17 protein-coding genes are annotated in these 19521 nt (G+C 31.3%); 5 read left to right on the top strand and 12 right to left on the bottom strand.

Annotation, left to right across the window (positions count from 1 at the left end):
- Positions 1–89: 89 nt before the first annotated feature.
- Positions 90–755, bottom strand: a complete 666-nt coding sequence (locus ACU4C5_RS10260) for a DNA-binding response regulator (protein ID WP_446844118.1) — start codon at positions 753–755, stop codon at positions 90–92.
- Positions 756–757: 2 nt separating this feature from the next.
- Positions 758–2416, bottom strand: a complete 1659-nt coding sequence (locus ACU4C5_RS10255; RefSeq protein WP_446844117.1) for a tetratricopeptide repeat-containing sensor histidine kinase — start codon at positions 2414–2416, stop codon at positions 758–760.
- A gap of 217 nt (positions 2417–2633) precedes the next feature.
- Here ACU4C5_RS10255 and ACU4C5_RS10250 point away from each other — a divergent pair, with 217 nt between their 5' ends.
- The 4 genes from ACU4C5_RS10250 (at position 2634) to ACU4C5_RS10235 (ending at position 6062) form a co-directional block, all read left to right on the top strand.
- Positions 2634–3182: a GRAM domain-containing protein gene (locus tag ACU4C5_RS10250; RefSeq protein WP_446844116.1), complete on the top strand. Its 549-nt coding sequence runs from the start codon at positions 2634–2636 to the stop codon at positions 3180–3182.
- 55 nt (positions 3183–3237) lie between these two features.
- Positions 3238–4854, top strand: coding sequence for an AMP-binding protein (locus ACU4C5_RS10245; RefSeq protein ID WP_446844115.1), 1617 nt, complete (start codon positions 3238–3240; stop codon positions 4852–4854).
- Positions 4855–4950: 96 nt separating this feature from the next.
- Complete coding sequence (locus ACU4C5_RS10240) at positions 4951–5640, top strand: hypothetical protein (protein WP_446844114.1); 690 nt, start codon at positions 4951–4953, stop codon at positions 5638–5640.
- A 20-nt stretch (positions 5641–5660) separates the two neighbouring features.
- Positions 5661–6062: a hypothetical protein gene (locus ACU4C5_RS10235; RefSeq protein WP_446844113.1), complete on the top strand. Its 402-nt coding sequence runs from the start codon at positions 5661–5663 to the stop codon at positions 6060–6062.
- Positions 6063–6218: 156 nt separating this feature from the next.
- Here ACU4C5_RS10235 and ACU4C5_RS10230 read toward each other — a convergent pair whose 3' ends face one another.
- The gene (locus tag ACU4C5_RS10230) at positions 6219–6614 is read right to left on the bottom strand and encodes a hypothetical protein (protein WP_446844112.1); all 396 of its coding nucleotides are present in this window, start codon (positions 6612–6614) and stop codon (positions 6219–6221) included.
- Between the two features lie 150 nt (positions 6615–6764).
- On the opposite strand from ACU4C5_RS10230, the gene ACU4C5_RS10225 reads away from it, so the two are divergent.
- Positions 6765–7757 (top strand): hypothetical protein, encoded by a 993-nt coding sequence (locus ACU4C5_RS10225; RefSeq protein ID WP_446844111.1) that lies wholly within the window; start codon positions 6765–6767, stop codon positions 7755–7757.
- Positions 7758–7824: 67 nt separating this feature from the next.
- Here the strand turns inward: ACU4C5_RS10225 and ACU4C5_RS10220 are convergent, their stop codons facing one another.
- The 9 genes from ACU4C5_RS10220 to ACU4C5_RS10180 form a co-directional block, all read right to left on the bottom strand.
- A complete protein-coding gene (locus ACU4C5_RS10220) occupies positions 7825–8460 on the bottom strand; it encodes a response regulator (RefSeq protein ID WP_446844110.1) in 636 nt (211 codons plus the stop codon).
- 5 nt (positions 8461–8465) lie between these two features.
- Positions 8466–10406 (bottom strand): tetratricopeptide repeat-containing sensor histidine kinase, encoded by a 1941-nt coding sequence (locus tag ACU4C5_RS10215; protein WP_446844109.1) that lies wholly within the window; start codon positions 10404–10406, stop codon positions 8466–8468.
- Between the two features lie 52 nt (positions 10407–10458).
- The gene (locus ACU4C5_RS10210; protein ID WP_446844108.1) at positions 10459–12708 is read right to left on the bottom strand and encodes a tetratricopeptide repeat protein; all 2250 of its coding nucleotides are present in this window, start codon (positions 12706–12708) and stop codon (positions 10459–10461) included.
- The gene (locus ACU4C5_RS10205; RefSeq protein WP_446844107.1) at positions 12705–13364 is read right to left on the bottom strand and encodes a DUF1266 domain-containing protein; all 660 of its coding nucleotides are present in this window, start codon (positions 13362–13364) and stop codon (positions 12705–12707) included. Before ACU4C5_RS10205 ends, ACU4C5_RS10210 begins: the two co-directional genes overlap by 4 nt.
- 3 nt (positions 13365–13367) lie before the next feature.
- Positions 13368–15857 carry a hypothetical protein gene (locus ACU4C5_RS10200; protein WP_446844106.1) on the bottom strand — a complete coding sequence of 830 codons (2490 nt, stop codon included), beginning with the start codon at positions 15855–15857 and terminating at the stop codon, positions 13368–13370.
- 56 nt (positions 15858–15913) lie between these two features.
- Positions 15914–16975 carry an SMI1/KNR4 family protein gene (locus ACU4C5_RS10195; protein ID WP_446844105.1) on the bottom strand — a complete coding sequence of 354 codons (1062 nt, stop codon included), beginning with the start codon at positions 16973–16975 and terminating at the stop codon, positions 15914–15916.
- An 89-nt stretch (positions 16976–17064) separates the two neighbouring features.
- Positions 17065–17469 carry a hypothetical protein gene (locus ACU4C5_RS10190; protein ID WP_446844104.1) on the bottom strand — a complete coding sequence of 135 codons (405 nt, stop codon included), beginning with the start codon at positions 17467–17469 and terminating at the stop codon, positions 17065–17067.
- 54 nt (positions 17470–17523) lie between these two features.
- Positions 17524–18657, bottom strand: a complete 1134-nt coding sequence (locus ACU4C5_RS10185) for an adenylosuccinate synthetase (protein WP_446844103.1) — start codon at positions 18655–18657, stop codon at positions 17524–17526.
- On the bottom strand, positions 18658–19521 hold the full coding sequence (locus ACU4C5_RS10180) for a hypothetical protein (protein WP_446844102.1): 864 nt from the start codon (positions 19519–19521) through the stop codon (positions 18658–18660).

Raw genomic sequence — 19521 nt, 5'->3', positions numbered from 1 at the left:
TAAGATTATAATTAATAGTAGCACAAAATTATGCTATCAATTACTAGTATCCTTACGGTTTTCCGTAATTATCGTATTTTTTTTATTTTTTAAATTAGTCCTAAATCTTTCATCTTAGAAACCAGATGAATAGCGTTATTTGCTTTAAATTGAAGACGTAATTTATTTAATTTTTTTTCAATAGTACTTATACTATTAGGTTTATAATTGATGCTTAAAAAGTAGGCACTAATCTCTTTTTGATCTAATCCTAGCGATAATTGTTTTACCAACTCAATATCATAATCAGTAATTTCTAGGCTAGACTTAGGACTTAATGCTGTTGCTACTTGAGGAGATAAAAATTGTTTATCATTTATAATTGCAGTTACAGCTTCTTCTAATTCTGATGCACCTTTACGATCCTTACATACATAAGCATTTACATGATAATCTTTAAATAAATGTCTTACCTTTTGTAATTGATCATTCATAGAGTATACGATAATCGGTAAGTTTTCATAATCTTTTCGTAAAAAAGCGATAAGTTCTTCTCCCGAGCACAAATTACATGTTCTATGGTCGGGTTTAAAAGATAAATCGGTAATTACTAAATCAAAAGGATCGCTATCTAAATCTCCTTTTTTTATTTTCAAAAAAGCATCATCGCAATATTGTGAGCGATGTACGTTAGTAATACCGTGTGAATGCAAAATATCAAGCACACTTTTATTTACATCTTCGTGATCATCAACAATTAAAACTTTTCTAATCATAATTAAATTATTATTTCGGCTTTAAAGCCGTTTTCTATTTCTGATGTAAAAGTAACTGTTCCTTTTATAATTTTTATACGGTTTTCCACATTATCCAACCCTGTATGCTGTTTTAGGTCACATCCTACACCATCATCGGTATATTTAACACGTATTTTTTTCTTATTTAAATCGAAAGAAATAACGGCTACCGAAGCCTTACTATGCTTCTTCATATTAATCAATAACTCTTGTAATACCTTATGTAGCGTTACTTTTTTGATATTAGACACCTCTTCCCAATTTACTTTTGAAATCCCTCTAACAATAACATTTGTAAAGTTATCATTGAACCCAAAAATTAAGTCGTTTAAAATTATGTTAAAATCACCTTCAACATCATTTTCACGCAATTCTTTAGAGATATCTCGTGCACGACCATAAATTTTTTCAGCATCATTTTTAAGAGATTGATCCAGGTTTTTCTCTTTTTGAAGTTTCACCATCAATTGATAAATATCATTAGCCACCTCATCATGTACTTTTTTAGAAATATCAGATTCCGCAGTATAAACTTGTAAAAGACTATCTTTTTTATGTCTAATTTCAATAATGAAATATAAAAACACACCTGCAATAGTAATTAAAACCACTACTGAGAGGTATATTGTTTTCATAACACGCTCTTTTTCTTCTCGTAATTGATGCTCTAAAACGGCTTGTTTATATAATGAATTATCATATTTAATCAAGGCAAACTTATTAATAGTTGCTTTTTCAACATGATATAAACTATCATTGAGTTTTTTATACGCTTTTGCATAACCATCGTTTGAAATACTAGTTAGCAAACCCAAAGCATCACTTTTGTAAGCTACAGAATTAATTTTAGAGGCTAATTCATAAGCTTTCATCGCATATTTTCTAGAACTATCTACGCTATTTATACCCTGATAATATTCTGCTAAATGCGAGTAACTAGTGTATAATGTAGCACTATCATTTACGTTTTCACGTAACTGCAAAGCGGTATTAATAAGCTGTACACCATCAGGCTCATTAAGTTGTGTTTTTACAAATCCTAAATTATCCAAAACCATAGCTACGGTAAGCGTGTCTTTAATTTTTGGTAATAATTGATACGCTTTTAACAACTCTAATTTCGCGTTTTTTGTGTCATAAAATTCTTTATAAATGAGTGATGTATTATTATATATTTTTATACTATCGGAAGTTGTAATTGCATGTTTTAACGCTTCATTATATACCTCAATAGCTTTTGTTATATTACGCTGCTCAACAAACATTAAGCCTAATAAATTATAGAAACTCTTTTTTACAGAAGCCACATAAACTGCAGAATTCTTAATATCTTTTATTAACCTAAGTGCTTTTACCGAAGTAGATTCTGCAGTATCATAATTACCTTTTTTATATTCTATACTCGCTTGATAATACAAAGCATTAACGGCTATAACAAGTTGTTTATCTGTAATAGCAAGATCATAAACCGTTTTAAAATAGTTGTAAGACTGATTTAAATCGGTTGCATTTTGGGGAGATAAAGCCTTATCAGAATAATAAGATAAACTATCTTGTAGGGTTTGACTATAAACATTTTGAGAATAAAAAACACAAAAAAAAGTGCTTACAATAAGGAAAGTATGTAGAAGGGGTTTCATAATTCAAAAATAGAAAAAATAATTAGCTCGCAAGCCTAATTTACAAGTAATACATCTCTTACAATTGTGAGGTATTAAATAATATATAATGTTATTAAAAGAGATTTTTATTTCACAAAAAACTATTAGATTTGTTAATATACTGACAACAGAAATAAGAGAACTCTTATAATAATTTACCATTTTCACAAAAAATATACAAAAAAACCAAACTAACATGATGAAATTAAACTGGAAACAAAGAATAGTATCTGCAGTTTTATATGGTGCATTTTATGCTGGACTTTTATTTTTATTTGATGTGTTTACCGACGACAAACTTTATAGCGTAAATGCTTTAATAATTCAGGGAGTGCTTTTTGGAATTGGTATGGGAATAGCTATGCCTTATGTAAATAAAACGTTTGGAAAACGATTTACAAATACTTTAGGAAAAAATATAACACCAGAGTTAACAGAAAATGAGCACATTGAAGCTGAAGGACCTGTAAATTTATTTCGTGGTATTGAAGCTGTTGGCGGAAAATTATTTTTAACTAACAAAAAAGTAATTTTTAAATCTCATAAAATTAATATTCAAAGTGGTCAAACCAATATTGAATATAAAAACATGACTGAAATCATAACCAGAAAAACAGCTAAACTAGCTGATAACGGAATTAGAATAACCACAAATAATGGAGAGACTTTTGATTTTGTTGTTACCGAACGTGATAATTGGATTAAAAAACTAAACGAAAAACTAGGTCCAATTTCTGATAAATAAAATTAAATTTCACCCACTTTTACTCATAAATCAATTAAAACTCATTTCTAAGGATATGAAATATCAATCATACACAACCATAAACTCAACCACACCTCTACTTGGTGAAACTATAGGAGACAACTTATTAAAAACGGCTAAAAAATTTCCAGATAACGATGCTTTAATAAGTAAACATCAAAATTATCGCGCCACTTATAAAGAGTTTTATGAACAAGTAACACATTTAGCAAAATCACTTTTAGCCGATGGAGTTGCGTTTGGAGATCGCGTTGGAATGTGGTCACCAAACCGTTACGAGTGGACTTTAGTACAATATGCAACCGCTCAAATTGGTGCTATTTTAGTAAATTTAAATCCGGCATACCGCACACACGAATTAAAGTTTGCCATCAACCAATCGGAAACATCTTATATTATTTGCCCTGTAAGCTATAAATCTAGCGAATACAAAAAAATGCTTGAGAATGTTGCCGAAAACTGTTTCTCATTAAAAAAAGTCACCTATTTAGACACTCCAGATTGGGATAATTTATTAGCAAAAGGACATACAATTACAGAGGCTACTTACAATGCTGCAATTAGTAAATTAGATTTTGACCAGCCTATAAATATTCAATACACCTCAGGAACTACCGGGTTTCCAAAAGGCGTCACTTTAAGTCATCATAATGTTTTAAATAACGGTTATTTTATAGCAAGACGTTTAAAATATACAGCAGCCGATAGAGTGTGTATTCCTGTGCCATTTTACCATTGTTTTGGGATGGTTATTGGTAATTTAGCTTGTACATCTCATGGCGCGTGTATGGTAATCCCAAACGAAGGTTTTGATCCTATATTAACTTTAACTGCCGTTGAAGAAGAAAAATGCACCTCTTTATACGGTGTTCCAACTATGTTTATTGCAGAATTATCTTTGCCTAATTTTAAGGATTTTGACCTCTCTACATTACGAACAGGTGTTATGGCGGGAGCCACTTGTCCTAAAGAAATTATGACACGCGTACAATCTGAAATGAACATGAAAGACGTTACCGTGTGTTACGGAATGACAGAAACTTCGCCAGTATCCTTACAAACCACTATTGGTACGCCTATAGATAAACAAGTATCTACCGTTGGAACGGTAATGGAACATTTGGAAGTGAAAATTATTCACCCCGAAACCGGAAACATTCAACCTATTGGAGAAGAAGGCGAATTATGCACCAGAGGTTACTCGGTAATGTTAGGCTATTGGAATAATGCAGAAACCACACAACAAGTTATTGATACCGCACGTTGGATGCACTCTGGAGATTTGGCAGTTATGGATGATGAAGGTTATGTGAGTATTTCTGGACGAATTAAAGATTTAATTATTAGAGGTGGAGAAAATATTTCGCCAAAATCTATTGAAGATTTCCTATACACACACCCCAAAATATTAGACATTCAAATTATTGGTGTACCGAGTGATAAATATGGTGAAGAAATTATGGCTTGGGTAAAAATACATCAAGGTGTAAAATGTTCGGAAGCCGAATTATTAGCCTTCTGTAAAAATCAAATTGCGCATTATTGTGTGCCAAAATTCTGGAAGTTTGTTAATGAATTTCCAATGACGGTTTCAGGAAAAATTAGAAAAGTAGAAATGCGAGAAGTTGCCATTAAAGAGTTATTTTCATAGATAGCTACTACCTCCTATTTTATAATATCACTGAAAACAGTTAGTAAAAAACAAACCTAAAGATCCAACTTTGTAATATCATAAAAACGATATACTATGGATTTTAAAACAATGTTACAATTACCTGTATTAGATACTAAACAGGTTTTAAAAATACTTCAAGAAATAGCAGATATAGAGCGAAATGCCGATAAACCTCGTATGCCAAAGGTTATGATTAGCACACATTCGGGAAGTGCTTCTGGTTTTTTTGTAAATCATGATACTGAAAAACAAGTCATTTTAATATGCGATATTTATGATCGTGAACCCCAATTTCAATATCTAGAAGTACATTCTATCTCTTCTATTTCTATAAGTAATATTAGTAAATACGTTTACCTTTTATCTGACGGAAAAATTCCTTTCACTCCAGATGCTAGTGAAATCCCTACTGTACTTCAGCTTAAAAAAGAAATCAATGCTTTAGAAATAAGTTTGAAAGATGATTTAGAAAAAGAAATTTCTATCCATTTTAATTATGAAGGAACACCAGAAGATCTTGATAAATTTTATGCTTCAAAAGTAGTGGTGTTATTAAAAGAAACACTTTCTAAAATAGCTGTAGATAATTTAGCTAAAGAAGCCTTTACAGAAGCTATTACTACGGTTAATTTCAATTTAGGAACAGAAAATAAATCTGTTTTAGAAAGCGATGTGATTTCAATAACTGTAGATACTTCTAAAGGTTTAAAAAGCTTTCCGAAGACAAAAAAATTACAGGATCAAATAGAAAAATGTTTATAAATAAAAAAAAGAATAATAGTATGTTAGAGTCTAATGTTACCGGTCGTATAGAGTTACTAATTAAAAAAGATAGTAAAACAGAAAAAACGTTTACACTGAGCCAGTGTGACTATAATATTTCACCTAATTATTATGCAGAAGTAGATGAACCAACCATTGTAGAGATTAATCTTTCTGGAGGAATAAATACAGGTCCTGATGCTCTTTTTTTAGAATGGATTAGTAAACAAAAGGGAGAATGGTCTGGGAATTTAAAAATATACAATAGAGATGTAGATAAACCTGTTACAATTATAAAATTTGATAAAATTGTACCGATGAATTGTAGTCAATCTTTTTCAGAATATAGTTCAGGTACTAATGATATTTACTTTAGTTCTATATTGAGAGGCGTTGTTTTAAATGACGTAAAAATGAATTAATACACAGTTAATATTATTAAAGCCTTTAAGATAAATATCCTAAAGGCTTTTTTTTAGTTGAATTTATAAATAAGATGTAGAACCTATAAGAAAGGGAAAACCTATTGGCTTTCCCTTTTGTATTGATTAGTAGAAAACAACTACAAATACATAATTCTACAAATTATTTTCTAAATACTCACGAATGGTCAAATCTATAAAATAACCACTATGATGACCTCCCCAACATGCTGTTAATGAAAACACACCAGCATCTAATTTTAATTCTTTTTTAGCTTCAGCACCTTCATTTGGTATGCAATAAACTTCAATAGAGTTTACACTTTCTGCAAGGGCTTCTTTTCCCATATCGTCTTTACAAACTTCTCTTAAACCATCTGTAAGACGTTGTAAACATACACTTGGTACAAACTTTATATAATCCATTTCAAAAGTATCCCAGTTAATGTGTATTGGTAACTCCTTACCTACAATTTCATTAATCTCTTTTTGATAATCTCCTAAATATTGATCTTCTATTGATTTTGCTGCTCTTTTTTCCTGTAAACCCATGATTAATCTTTTTAATATTATTAATACATCAAAGATATTGTTTGCCTACATTGAAAAAGTGCCACTTTTAAGTGATACTAAAAACTCACTGAATTCAGTGAGTACGCAACATATATATTAAGATATATTTATACTGTAAACTAAAATATTATGAAAACCACAATTCTATCAGTTATCTGTATCTTAATCGTAGTACTTATTGTTTCTGGCTGTGCCAATTATATAGGAATTCCTAAAAAGAAAGCTGCTAGTAATTTAAAAGCCTATTTACAAAGAGAATATAATGGGAAACTTACATTTGACGATTTAAGGCTGTTTTTTAATGCAGCAACTATGGATCCTAACATGTATACTGTTCATATTTTTGATGAAGAAATTCCTGAAATAGAATTTTACACACATCTAAATCTGAAAAATATTTTGGAAGATGACAGCTTACCAATGTATGCAAAATCAGATGCTATGACCTTTGATATTTTATACAAAGAAGCTTTAAAACGTTATAATGTACAACAAGTAATTATAGCTGACTTTAAAAATGAAATTTCAGAAATAATATTTAATTATGAAGTTATTGAATTAAGTTTTAACACCAATTTAAGTCCGGAAGAACTAAACGATATCATCACAAGATTTATAAGTAGATTAAGCCAATCTATTGACGATTTGGATAGCGCATACAACCAAAATTTACTCATTAAAACACCTCAATATCCTGAAGGTTTTATTACAATTTCCTTGGAAGTCGAAAACTTTAAATATAAACTGAAACCTTATTTTCTATCGGAAGACATAACAGGTTTTAAAGCTTTAGAAACACAGATTGAAACCAATATCCAAGCTAAATTAGACAGTACGTTTCCTAAATATAAAATTAATAATTACCGAAAAATATTTATAGATAAATCTTCTTTATCTAAAGGTGCTTGGGTACAATATTTAGATGATAAAACCGTAAAAAAGGACAGCAAAGGAAAATGGGTAAATCCTCAAAAAGGACTTTATATTGTCTATTTTGATTTACAATCTTCATTTATTTATCGTGGAGAAATGATTACCGAGAACAATGACAAAACATCTTATGATGAAGAATTAGAACAAATTACAAATGCTATAGAAGCTGAAGGTCTTATAATTAAATAAATCCTTTATTTTTATAACTACTGAAAAACAAAAGGGCTTGAATATTACTATTCAAGCCCTTTTTATATTAATCAAATAAGCCAGATTCAATGGCATATTTTACAGCTCCTGTTGTCGTTTTAGAACCTGTTTTTAAAAGGATATTTTTTCGATGTGTTTCAACTGTATTTACCGAAATAAATAATTTTTCTGAAATCTCTTTTGATGTAAGTTCTTCCGATAAAAGTGACAATACTTCTTTTTCCCGAGGCGATAACTCAATGTTTTTATATTTCTTACGTTCAAAAACACTTTCCATATAACGTTGTTTTATAATTTCAGAAAAATATTGTTCGTTTCCTAATACAGTTCTTACTGCTTTTTGCAACTCTTCTTTACTTGTAAATTTTGGTACAAATCCGTCAGCTCCTTTTTGTATCACTTTATGCACAGTTCTGTGATTATCTAACATGCTTAACATAATGATTTTTACAGCCGCATGTTTTTTCTTAATTTCAGTAAGCAACTCAATACCATCCATTTTTGGCATACTGATATCGCTAATTATCAAACCAATTTCAAACTGTTTCAATAATCTAATCACTTGTTTGCCTTCGGTAGCTAAATGTACTTCTCCAATCTCTTCCATGTCACTTAAAATAGTATTTATACCTTCCAAGAACATTAAATGATCGTCTGCTATTATGATGTTTATTTTCTTCACAATTTTTATTTTATTGGAATGTCTATCGTAATTGAAGTACCGTGTCCAGGATTACTATCTATATCTAAAGTTCCTTTTACTTTTTGTAAACGCTCTTTAATATTACGGAGTCCGATTCCTTGTTTTTTATTCTTTTTAAATCCTTTACCATTATCATTAACTACAATGTTTAAATGGTCTTCATGCCTAGTGAGTTGTACATCTGCTTCAGTTGCCTCGGCATGTTTTAGCATATTATTTATTAATTCTTGAACAATTCTATAGGCATCTGCTAAAAGATCTTCTGGTAATTGATCAATATCTTCCTCTGGAAAGAAGTACGTTTTAATATTGGTTTTAGACTTTTTAGAGACCTGTTCAATGAAATCGCTTAAGAAACTTGTAAACCCAATTTTAGAAAAAGGTAACGGATGTAATTGATGCGAAAGCCCTCTCACATCTACACAAGCACTAGCTATTGCATTAGCTATTCGTTTAGATTGTGAGGCATCATGATGACTTTCGGCATAATGCTCAAAAGCAATTTTTATACTCGCCAAATCACTTCCTATACCATCATGAATATCGCGTGCTAATCGTGCCCGTTCTTCATCTTGACCTTCCTGAAAACGCTCAATAACAGATAGTTTATGATCTTTCATCATATCTGTAATTTTTTGTTTTGCATTTTCTTCTTGTTGTAAATTTAATTCCTTCTGAACTTTTAGTCTTTTAATATATGACAGTCTTAAGATGATTAAAGTCAATAAAACCAAAATAAACCCAGCAATAAAAACATTTCTAATTAAGCGTTGTCGTTTTACAGTAAGTTCTACTTTTTGCAACTCGGCTTCACTTAATTTTTGCTCATTTTCTAAAAGTTGTATTCTAGTTTCTTTTAATTGAGTTTCGTAACGTTCTTGAATTTTAGCGACATATTTTTCTTTATCAAGCGTATTTTGTTCTGCACGAGTAGTAACGCCTAATTCATAAAAATCTAATGCCTTTTCATAATTTTTGTCATCTTTATAAAGTTGTGCTAAATTTTTATAAATAGAAGATTTATACATTAATAATGACTGCTCATCTCCTATTGCTAAAGCTTTTTGAAAATAATTAATCGCCTCCTTTGTATTACCTAATCTAGTTTCGCACAACCCTAAATCATTTAATACAATTGCTAAATCCGAATTAAACTGAAGTTCCTCTAAAAGCACTACTGTTTTTTTTAAGGCAATTACAGCTTCTTGGCATTTTTCTTCAAGCACAAGCATTTGCGAAAGATTAATATTCACATAAGCTATAACAGCTTTGTTGCCTTCTTTTTTTCTGTAATTCAAAACAGTTTTATAATGTTCTCTTGCTAAATCATATTTTCCTTCTTCTTTTAAGATATTAGCAAAATTAAACAACGTAGTAAGCACGCCATTATCATCACCTAATGCTCTGTATAAATCTGCTGCGCGATCTAAACTTTCAGCAGATTTTTTATAATCCTTTTGAAGTAAATAAAGTGTTGCTATATTTTGATATGCATTGGCTTCTTGTTGTTTATTTTCAGTTTTCTTAGAGTACTTTAAACATTTAACAAAACTATCCATTGCTTTTGGATATTCACCTAAGTTTTTATACCCTAAAGCCAAAACATTGTAGCAGGCTGCCATCCCACTTTCCAACTCAAGTTTTTTAAGTAAAATAATTGCTTTTTCAATTTCGCTTACCGCACTTTTGTAATCTCCAGATACATTTCCTAAATTACCTAAAGCATAAAGCGCTCTAACCGCCTGAAGGTCTGAATCTATTTTTTCACTTTCTGCCAACCACTCAAGCGCAGCCTTTTTAGCCATTTGAGGGTTTGTATATAAGTTTTTCTGATACTCTAAAGCTAACGAATCTATTAATGGAGTATTATTTTCTGCTTGAGCTAAAGCCAAATGCGTGACCCCTAAAAAAAGGACCACAGTCATAACGATATATTTTGTAAGTAAATTCATATAGCAAACAGTAAATTTAACACCTTTAAGCGAAATAGTCTGCTCTTATTCTAGTTTTCATTTCATTTAACATTTCTAGCTCTCCGTTTTCAAATTCTATGTTTAATTTAGAAATGGGTTCTAATAAATTATGTTGAAGAAATATATCCTCTTTATAATTTGTTTTTGCAATTTCTAAATGATCTAATAGGGCCATTTCAGACGGATGATCTTTACTTAAAAACATCGCATTGTATTTGGTGTAATCTTCTATATTACCCAGCCCTTTTGAAGTATCTTTAAATGCTTTCAACATCATGTGATATTGGTCTTTAGGGAAATTAATAAATGTTTCTTTTGGGTAACTTTGCAGTAGATTTTGATACGCAATTTTAGCGTCTTTATATCTTTTTTCTTGTTCTAAAGTATTGGCATAATCAAAATCTAGTTTCCAATCTCTAGTTTCTGGCGCCTCTTTTTTTATGGTTTCACAAAGTGCAATAGTTGCCTTATTATCAAAGCCTGCGGTTAAACATTTTAAAGCTAATTTTAAATAACAGGCTTTGTTAGTCGATAGTTCTGCTGCCTTTTTTAAAGATTCTGCCCCAGCAGTATAATCGAATAACATCCATTGAATGAATCCGTTGTTTCTGTATTCACTAAATCTCGTTGGGTTATCTATTAAATCATCTGCTGTAGCTTTACCCAATTCTTCTGGGTGTTCTAGAAACGTGTAATAGCAAACCCATTGAAATACAGGTTTTAATTCTTGAGGTAAATAACCTTGTTCAAAATTATAGATGGCATATTTATGGCATTCTTCATAATCTCCCATTTCTACAAGTACTTCCACACACATATTCATGGTACTATAATAATCAGAATCATCATCCTCATAAAAGTTGATTTCTTCTTGCATATCTTCAAAAAAAGCCGTGTAATTATTGTTTATTCTATGAATATTCATTCGTAAATTATACAACCAAGGCGCAAAAGAGTGTTTTGGTAACGGATAATCGGCAAGTGCTTCATTAATCACCTCTAAAGCTTCATCAAATCTATGTAATCTAAATAATGCACGTGCTTGAAAAAATAAAGTCTTAAGCGTTGGTGTTTCTCTGCGATGAAACTGTACAACGATATCTAAAATGCCTTGCCAGCTTTCTATTCGGCCATTAACCTCAAGTAAATATTGCAAATACTCACTCATTCTTAGTCCATTTCTAAAAGCCTCGTGGTAAGCATTTACTGTTTGGTTATAGTCTTTTTCAAGGAAAAAAGATTTCGCTTTTAGAACATGAAGTAACGAGTTTTTAGGGTTTAAAGCTAAACCACGTTCTACACAAGCCTCAATAGTTGGTTTGTGTTTGGTATGATAATATCCTGCATTTCCTATCAATAGATATTGATGCTGTGCCGATTGCCACCCTGAGTTAGCTAAGGCTTGCATGTAGGTTTGATACTCTTCAAAATTGGTGTAGTTTTCTTCTGGAAATTCCGGTTCAGGTGGTGTTGCTACTATTTGAGAGACAAAATCGTATCTCATAAAATTCTTAGCAAAATCGGCTAATAATAAACGTGTATGATCTGTTAAATCGAAATGTTTCCATTCTTTATCCCATAGCTTTTTTATTTCTGCCGACCATTTTGACCAAATTTCGACTTGTATCATAGCTAGGTTTTTACCAGCTTGATCTAAACGATCATCTAATTGTAAACCTTTTAAAACCGTTTTATTATGTGTTGCCGATGCTAAATCTAGTAATTCAAAACAATCTGCTTCTTCATCAGCATCACATAATTGTTCTAGTTGTGCCGATTGAATATCCCAAAGTAATAAACGTGCTTCTGTTAATCCAGGATAACATTCTAAAATATATTTTAACGTAATAATAGCTTCTTGAAAGCGTCTGTCTTCTTGAAGTTTTAACGCGTAATGGATGTGTAAGGTTTCGTTATATGAATACGTCATTAATGCCTTTTCATACACCCATTCTTTACATTGTTTATAGTAACTACAAACATATTCGTAATCGGAAGGTAATACTTCATTTATGTCGATTAAAGCTTGTAAATAAGACTCCATAACGTCCATATTTAACTCTTCAAAAGCACCAATATAAAGCATATAAATACGATAATATCTGGCATTATCGGCAAGATTGCTATCACCTATTATTTCAAAATTTTCTTGAATATTGTTTATTACAGATTGTAAAGGCGCATAAAGATTGGCTTTATAAAGTGCTTCTGCACGTTCAATTTGTTTTATAACTTCTGTTCTTGTTAAACTCATTTTTTCCATGTTTTAAACCAATCGGCGTGTTCTATATGTAAACGTTGGTAGCATTCCCAAAGCGTTGCAGTTCCTGGAAATTTACTAACATCTTGTTCTGTTGCTCCTAAAACGTATTCATCACCTAAACATACATTACGGTGAAAATCGCTCCAACTAGAAAAGGTCGATTTGATAGTATCATTAGCTTCTTCTAAACGTAAAATCATTTCATCTGTACCGATAAAACCTAATACGTGACCTAAGCGCATTTGAAAAATATAAAAGGCCATTTCGTAACCAATAAGTTTTTCTTTTTTTAGACTAAAACGGTATTTCCATACCATTTTATAAATGCCTTTGGTTCTTGGGCTTTCTTCGGCATTGTATTTGGCATCAAAATCGGTAGAGGTAATCATACGAAACTCCGAAGCGAGTTTTTCAAATTGATGAGATACCATTTGTCCGCTTTCATAACGTTGTAAACTATTGCGTAAGTGTAAACCAGATTTTATACCAAATAAACTTAAAAGGCGTTTGGCTTGCTTTACATGCATTTGGTCTTCTAAATCGAAACCAGACCAACTTGTTAAATCTGCGTTTTTATAATTTTTCTTTAATATCAAGGCCGATAAATTTAATTGGTCTTGTATTTCGGGTGTTATATCTTGTGTCATTATCTAAGCGTTTAAGTCGTCAACAACTTGTAATAAAGCGGTTGTTAAATCTTCTGAATAGGCTCCAGATTTTGCCATTGCTTGTAATCCCATGCCGTATGAAGCTGCCATTTGAGTGCCTTTTACTAAGTGTACAAATAAACTTTGGCAAAGATTTCCGTAGGTTTCTTGTGCCGTTCCTGGTGCTAAATTAGTATCTAGTAAAGTCATATAAAGTGCTTGACCCATTCGTACTTGCATTCCTGTTTCATCGTCAAGTAACCAGGTTTTAAATTCTTCTATTTTTTCATCTAAAGGTTGTAAAAGTTCGGTATCGTAACTTCCGTTTTCGCTGTAATGTTCTAGATTATGAAGTACAGCATCTACATATTTTTGACTGATTTCTGTAACTTCCATTTCAATTGTAATGGTTTGAGAACCATCAACAGCTGTAGGTGTTTCTGTTGTTGTTTCTTCTTTAAAGTGGACATTGTAAAAAGCTTCAATAGCCGTTACTAATTCTGTTTGATTACTGAAATCGGCTAACTCACTTTGACTATAATCAGAAAGATACTTAGCAGTGTTTACGTTTAGTTTATCTTTTTTTAATACTCTTAAGAAATCGGTTAAATACACTTCGATTTCTGTTGAAATTTTTGTAAAAGCGACATTTTTAGAAGCTTTTAGTTTACATTTTCTATGAAAAGTGATGATACGGTTGATAGCCTTATCTAAGAAATAACTAGTATCATCTTCGCGATCATTAAAATAGGTGGCTGTTCTTACACCTTGCGTAGTTAAAAGATCGGAAACCCAAACAGCTTCTTGTCTAGAGCTGTAATAAAAATCGCCTAAATAATTAAACCACGCTTGAATAATATTCAGTTCTAACGGACGCGCTTCGTTGATATAATGTCCGCCAGCAAACGTGTTACAAATTTTAGCCACACAAGCATCAATACTTTTAAGCGCCCCAATTTCGTTTACACGAGAATAATTTCCTGGTTCAACACATAAAGTAATGAGTGTTTTTGTAATTAACGGTAGGTTTTGTTTTCTAATATCGTCTCTAACATCTCTTGTAGAATAGGCCATTTCTAATAAATACAACTGTAAAATCTCTTGTTGTTCTGCGTTGTATAAATTGAAAAGTTCCTCGCGAGCATCATAAAACGTGCGAACTAAAAATTGATTTAATGGATTTTTAATACTTTCTTTAGTAAAACCATGAAGAAACGCCTTTAAGTTATCTTTAGTTTGAAAAACGTTTTTAATTAAAAATTCACCCGTCATTTGAAAATCCTTATGATCAAAACGCATCACAGGAAGTTTTCCTTGGCGCTCTTCAATCAATAGGTCTGAAAAAATGGTATTATATGTTTCTGTTTGGTTTTTAATACCTGTTTCTGGATGACATGTATTAAACCAAAACGGAATACATTGCAGCGGTAGTGCTTCTGCTGTGTTTTCTGTAAAAATTAATTTGCCATAATCTTTAAAAGCTTCAGAATAAAAATTGCTTCCATCATCGGCAATTAACCAATCTATAAATCTTAAATAGCAAACATCTAACTGTTCTTGCGGTATATTTTTATCACGATTATTAAATAATAAAACATCGCCTGAATCCCATAACATTCTAGGACCTAATGCGGCAATTAACGGATAGAAACCTTCGGCCGTTTTTAGATTAAGTAATTCTAAACTTTTAACGTCTCCAAAAATCAGGCGTTCTTTTATCGCTTTATGTGCTTCATAAATAACTTCTAAGCTATTGTAATAATAGGCTGCTAAATCTGTGGTAAACCAAGGCAACATTAAATCGTAAGCACCAGTAACATATACACGACCGACAGGTAATATGTTATGAAATTTAGAGATGAATTTACGCCAGTCATTATCAAAAAAATGTTCAATAAAATCGTTGTCTATTTTAAACGGAAATTTAGTTATTGTTTTATCTGAATGGACAACTGAATATGTTTCGTTTAAAATTTGGTATCTAATACAAAACTGAATTAGAAAATCAGAACTCAACACATCACGAATATCAAAAATCCGATCCACTAAAAAACGAGCGATAGGAAGAGAGGCTTCCGATTCACTTTGTATCAGCATTTTTAAAACCTGAAATATTTGTATTTTTAAATCTTCAGAAACGGCATCGGTTTGTAAATAACTTAAACTGAAATTTAAAAACTCGACGAGCTTATTGGTGCTTTTTTTATCAGGAAAAACACCTTTTTTTAGTATTGGAACCCAAGACCCAATAAGCTCTAAACCTTCCTGTTCATTGGCATAAACCTTTGGGTGAAAATAGATGTTTTGTGCTGTGTTTTCTGTGAACTCAGCTGTTACACCTTCGTGTTTACTGCTATTTACAGCATTTCTAAAAACATCAGTATCTGTAGCGTCCATTAATTCTAAAACTTGAAGTATTGCTTTTACTTCAGGTGGGGCTAAAGATTCTAACTTTAATTTTGGTACTATTTTTTCTTTAAAAATCGCAGACATGTGCTGGGTATTATTCAAATTATATTGTAATGTGTTTTATTCTTTTTGGGATGATTCTATTCGACGTAAAACCATTCATTTTCTTCAATTTCACCTTCGTCTCCCATTAAACTTTTCAAAAAAGTATTTAAATCTTCAGCTTCTATATATGCAATTTCTTGGTCGGCTCCAAAACGAATAATTTGTCCGGCTGTTCCTTTGGTGTTGGGTGCAAAATCGAAGGCTAGGAAATTCCCGTTTTCTAAATCGAAAAACGGAATCCAATAGGGTGTGGTGTACATTAATAAGGCTTTCCCTTGGTTGGTAGAGTATGTATCCAATAAGTCTTCTTGCGTCCAATCATCATAACATTTTTTCCAATCTTTCCATTTCTTATAAATAGCTTCTGCGCCCATTATGGCACATCTATCAATACCATTATGCAACGTTAAGTATTCCTTTATTATTGCAGGAAAAGGAAAACCAGCTTCTTTTTCAAATTGAGCATAAATGACATCATTGTTAATTGGTGGATTTAACTTTAATCTTTTTTCTGTAATTAGAGCGATAAAAGATTGTGTAACCTCTTTCATGTTAATTTTAGCTTCTAACTGAATAAAAGGGCTTAGAAAATCGGCTTTTTCTTTGGCTAATTTTTCTGCTATAAATTGATTAGGAATAAATTCATCAATAAAAGCACCTGTGTTTTCTTGAAAAGTGATGTGCTTTAAATTAGAAAGAGGCTGAGAGCTATACAAACTCTTATTAAAATTATAAATAGATGGGACAAAATTTTTAACAATGTCATCACTTCTAAAGCGCTGAATATTTATAAACCACTCTTCAAATAGTGGTGTATTTTCTATTTCAACAGTAAAAACAGTTCTGTCTTCTAAAAATCCAATACCGTAGAATTTGGTACTAGATTTATAATCTGATGTAATAAGTGAGAGTTTGAATGATTTTTTTCCAGAGCGTGTTTCAATAGCTTCTAAAAGTGCATCTCTAAACGTAAAAGAGTTCTTGTAATGTTTTGGGTCTTCAAGAATTGGAAGTGTATCTATTTTGATAGGTTCAAAATTGAAATCATCCCATTTTAATAATTTAAAATCTTCTGAATACTTGATACTATTGTTCATTTTCTCTTAAGTTTTTGATAGTGCTAAGTTACTTTGGAATATTAAAATTTTCATCCCTGAAATTAGTGATTTAAAAAAGAGACATGAGTTTAAATACTAATCTTACTTTTTAAAGTATCTTCTAATAATGAAAATTGTGTAGGTTCAATTTGACTCACAGGAAGTCTTATTTTTTTTTCTTTTTCATTCGGATTCTGATATATGACAACCACAAGCTTTCTCTCAACTGCATAAGATTTAAGAGCACTATAAGACACCTCTTTTTTGTCTGTAATTCCGGTTTGAAATACAAAGTGATCTTCTAAAAATTTAAACACTTTAAGGTTTTTATTGAAGACATATAGACTAAAAAATAATATACAAAATGCTATTGAAAAGACAACTTCTATTGATGCAGCTTGTAGAGTTAATAGACTTAGAGCTAACATAAAAAACGCAAAAAACAGTGGTTTGTTTTTTGCTTTAACACTTAATTCAATTTCAATTTTATTCATAATGTGTTTTATAAATTTTTTCCTCTTCTATCTTTTCTACTATTTTTCATGAAATCATTCGGAAAGTTGCTCAATATATTCTCGTCTAGGGCCGTAACTACCATAAACAGTATTAAATTTTACATCTAACTTTTGAAATAAATTCTTGTAAGAAAAACTAGGTAATTGATCAAGACAAGTAATCATTAAATTTTTCTCAATTTTTAAATCCTGATGATGAATAGCATCACAACTTAAAGCATAATTTAATAATTCAACATCTAAAGCTTGCGTTCTAAATTCCCCCTGAAACTCGTTAGTGACGTTTGCTTCATTTTCATTATTCTGCAGTGTTACAGACGCTGTTTTAGACATTGGTCCGTTTCCGTGTCTTGTTTGATAACAACGCGTCACGTAAAAAACAGCTATTTCTGCATCAGTACCTAAATGAGTTTTTATAAGCTGAATTGCATTTTTAGAAGTGGTGTAACTCCAAGTTGTATGCGGATGAAAACCGTGTTGTGTATCTAATAATATTCCTTGGCTGCCTTCAAAAATAAAATGTTCGAATGTTGTTTTTAATTCTGAAAGAGATTTTAAATTATAAAATTTCTGAATAGAAAAACAACTTTCTATAAAATACGCTTCATTATAATCTTTTAGTTCATTTTTGTAATATTCCTGAACGCTTTTTGGCTGACTTTCTAACTTCGTTTCGTAGTAATTTTTGATACTAATTAAGCGTTGTTTTAAAACCCAATTAAACTGCAAATCGTTGGCATACAAATAAACTTCTTCCTTATTTCTAGCAATGGTTGTACCAAAACCCAAACCACAAGAACCGTGATTTTGTTGCTTTTCTATGGCTCTATTAAAAGCAATATCATAAAAAGTGGTAATCATCGCAAGCGGATGAAAATACAGTTTTGGTTGATATTTTTTCAAGAAATTTCCTTCGTCTAAAATAGCCGGTGGAAAAAGTGTCGTATGTTCTGAATAATACGTTGGAACACCCAATAATGTTCCTGAACCAAAATTACTAAACGTATGTGTAAGTGCATCTGTACTTACGGTATGCCCAATTTGATGTCCTCCAGAAAACCGAACCACTAAACTTTCTTTAGTATTTTGTGATGCCAGAAAATCGGTCGTTAACCCTTTTCCAGCATCACCAAAACCTAAATCTATAACAATACTACATTTTGTCATTTATAACATATTTTCAACTTCTATATCATCAGAAGAAGTATTGGTGTTTGTGGTTGCACTAAATGGTTTATGATTTTGAATCACCACATCTGCAATACGTTTTGCTACGGTTTTAAAATCAGCAATTTCTATAAAATTATCTCCTAAAAGCGCTTTCCAATTTCCTTTTCGGTGTTCTGTTTTAGCCCATTCATTATGTTCTAAATGCATATGGAAAACATTGTATTTTTCTTGCGCTTCTTTAATGATAGCTTCTGTAGTAACAGTTTCTGCTTCTTCTGCGCAGGTGTATCTTTTAATAATTTCTGCCGGAATTGTAGGAAAAACAGGTTCATCACCAATGGTGAATAAAAAACCTTTTTGCTGTCTTTTTTCCCAACAATCAATCGAAGTATGACGTGCAGCAAACAAATGCGCCAAATTGTATCCTTCTTGATTGTTTCCGCCACCGCCACCTTCTAAATACACACGCGTTAACCAACGGTCTAACAATTCTGCAGAAGATTCAAATTGACCAACTTGTAAAGGAGCAGCATCATAAATAAAATCTCCAATCCCTAAAAATAATACTTGCGGATCTTCAATTCCTGCTTCCATTAAAGAACCAATAAGATCTGGTAAAGCTTCTTTTACAATATGTTCTGGCACAAAGCCCATACTACCAGTAACATCTAATGCTACAATAATAGAAACCGTTTCTGGATGCTCCTCAGAATCTCTAGATTCTCTAACAAGTGCTTTTGTAGGGTCCATTTCTGCATCTATATTTCTAGACGTAAATATTTCTTCTCTAGACTTATTGCTATAGTCTTTTGTTTTTCTTAATTTTTTATAAGCGTCGTTACTAAATCTTCCTCCTCCCAT

Source organism: Lacinutrix undariae (assembly GCF_052934785.1).
The sequence above is the reverse complement of the archived record's forward strand: the minus strand, read 5'-3'. Positions and strand labels throughout refer to the sequence as shown.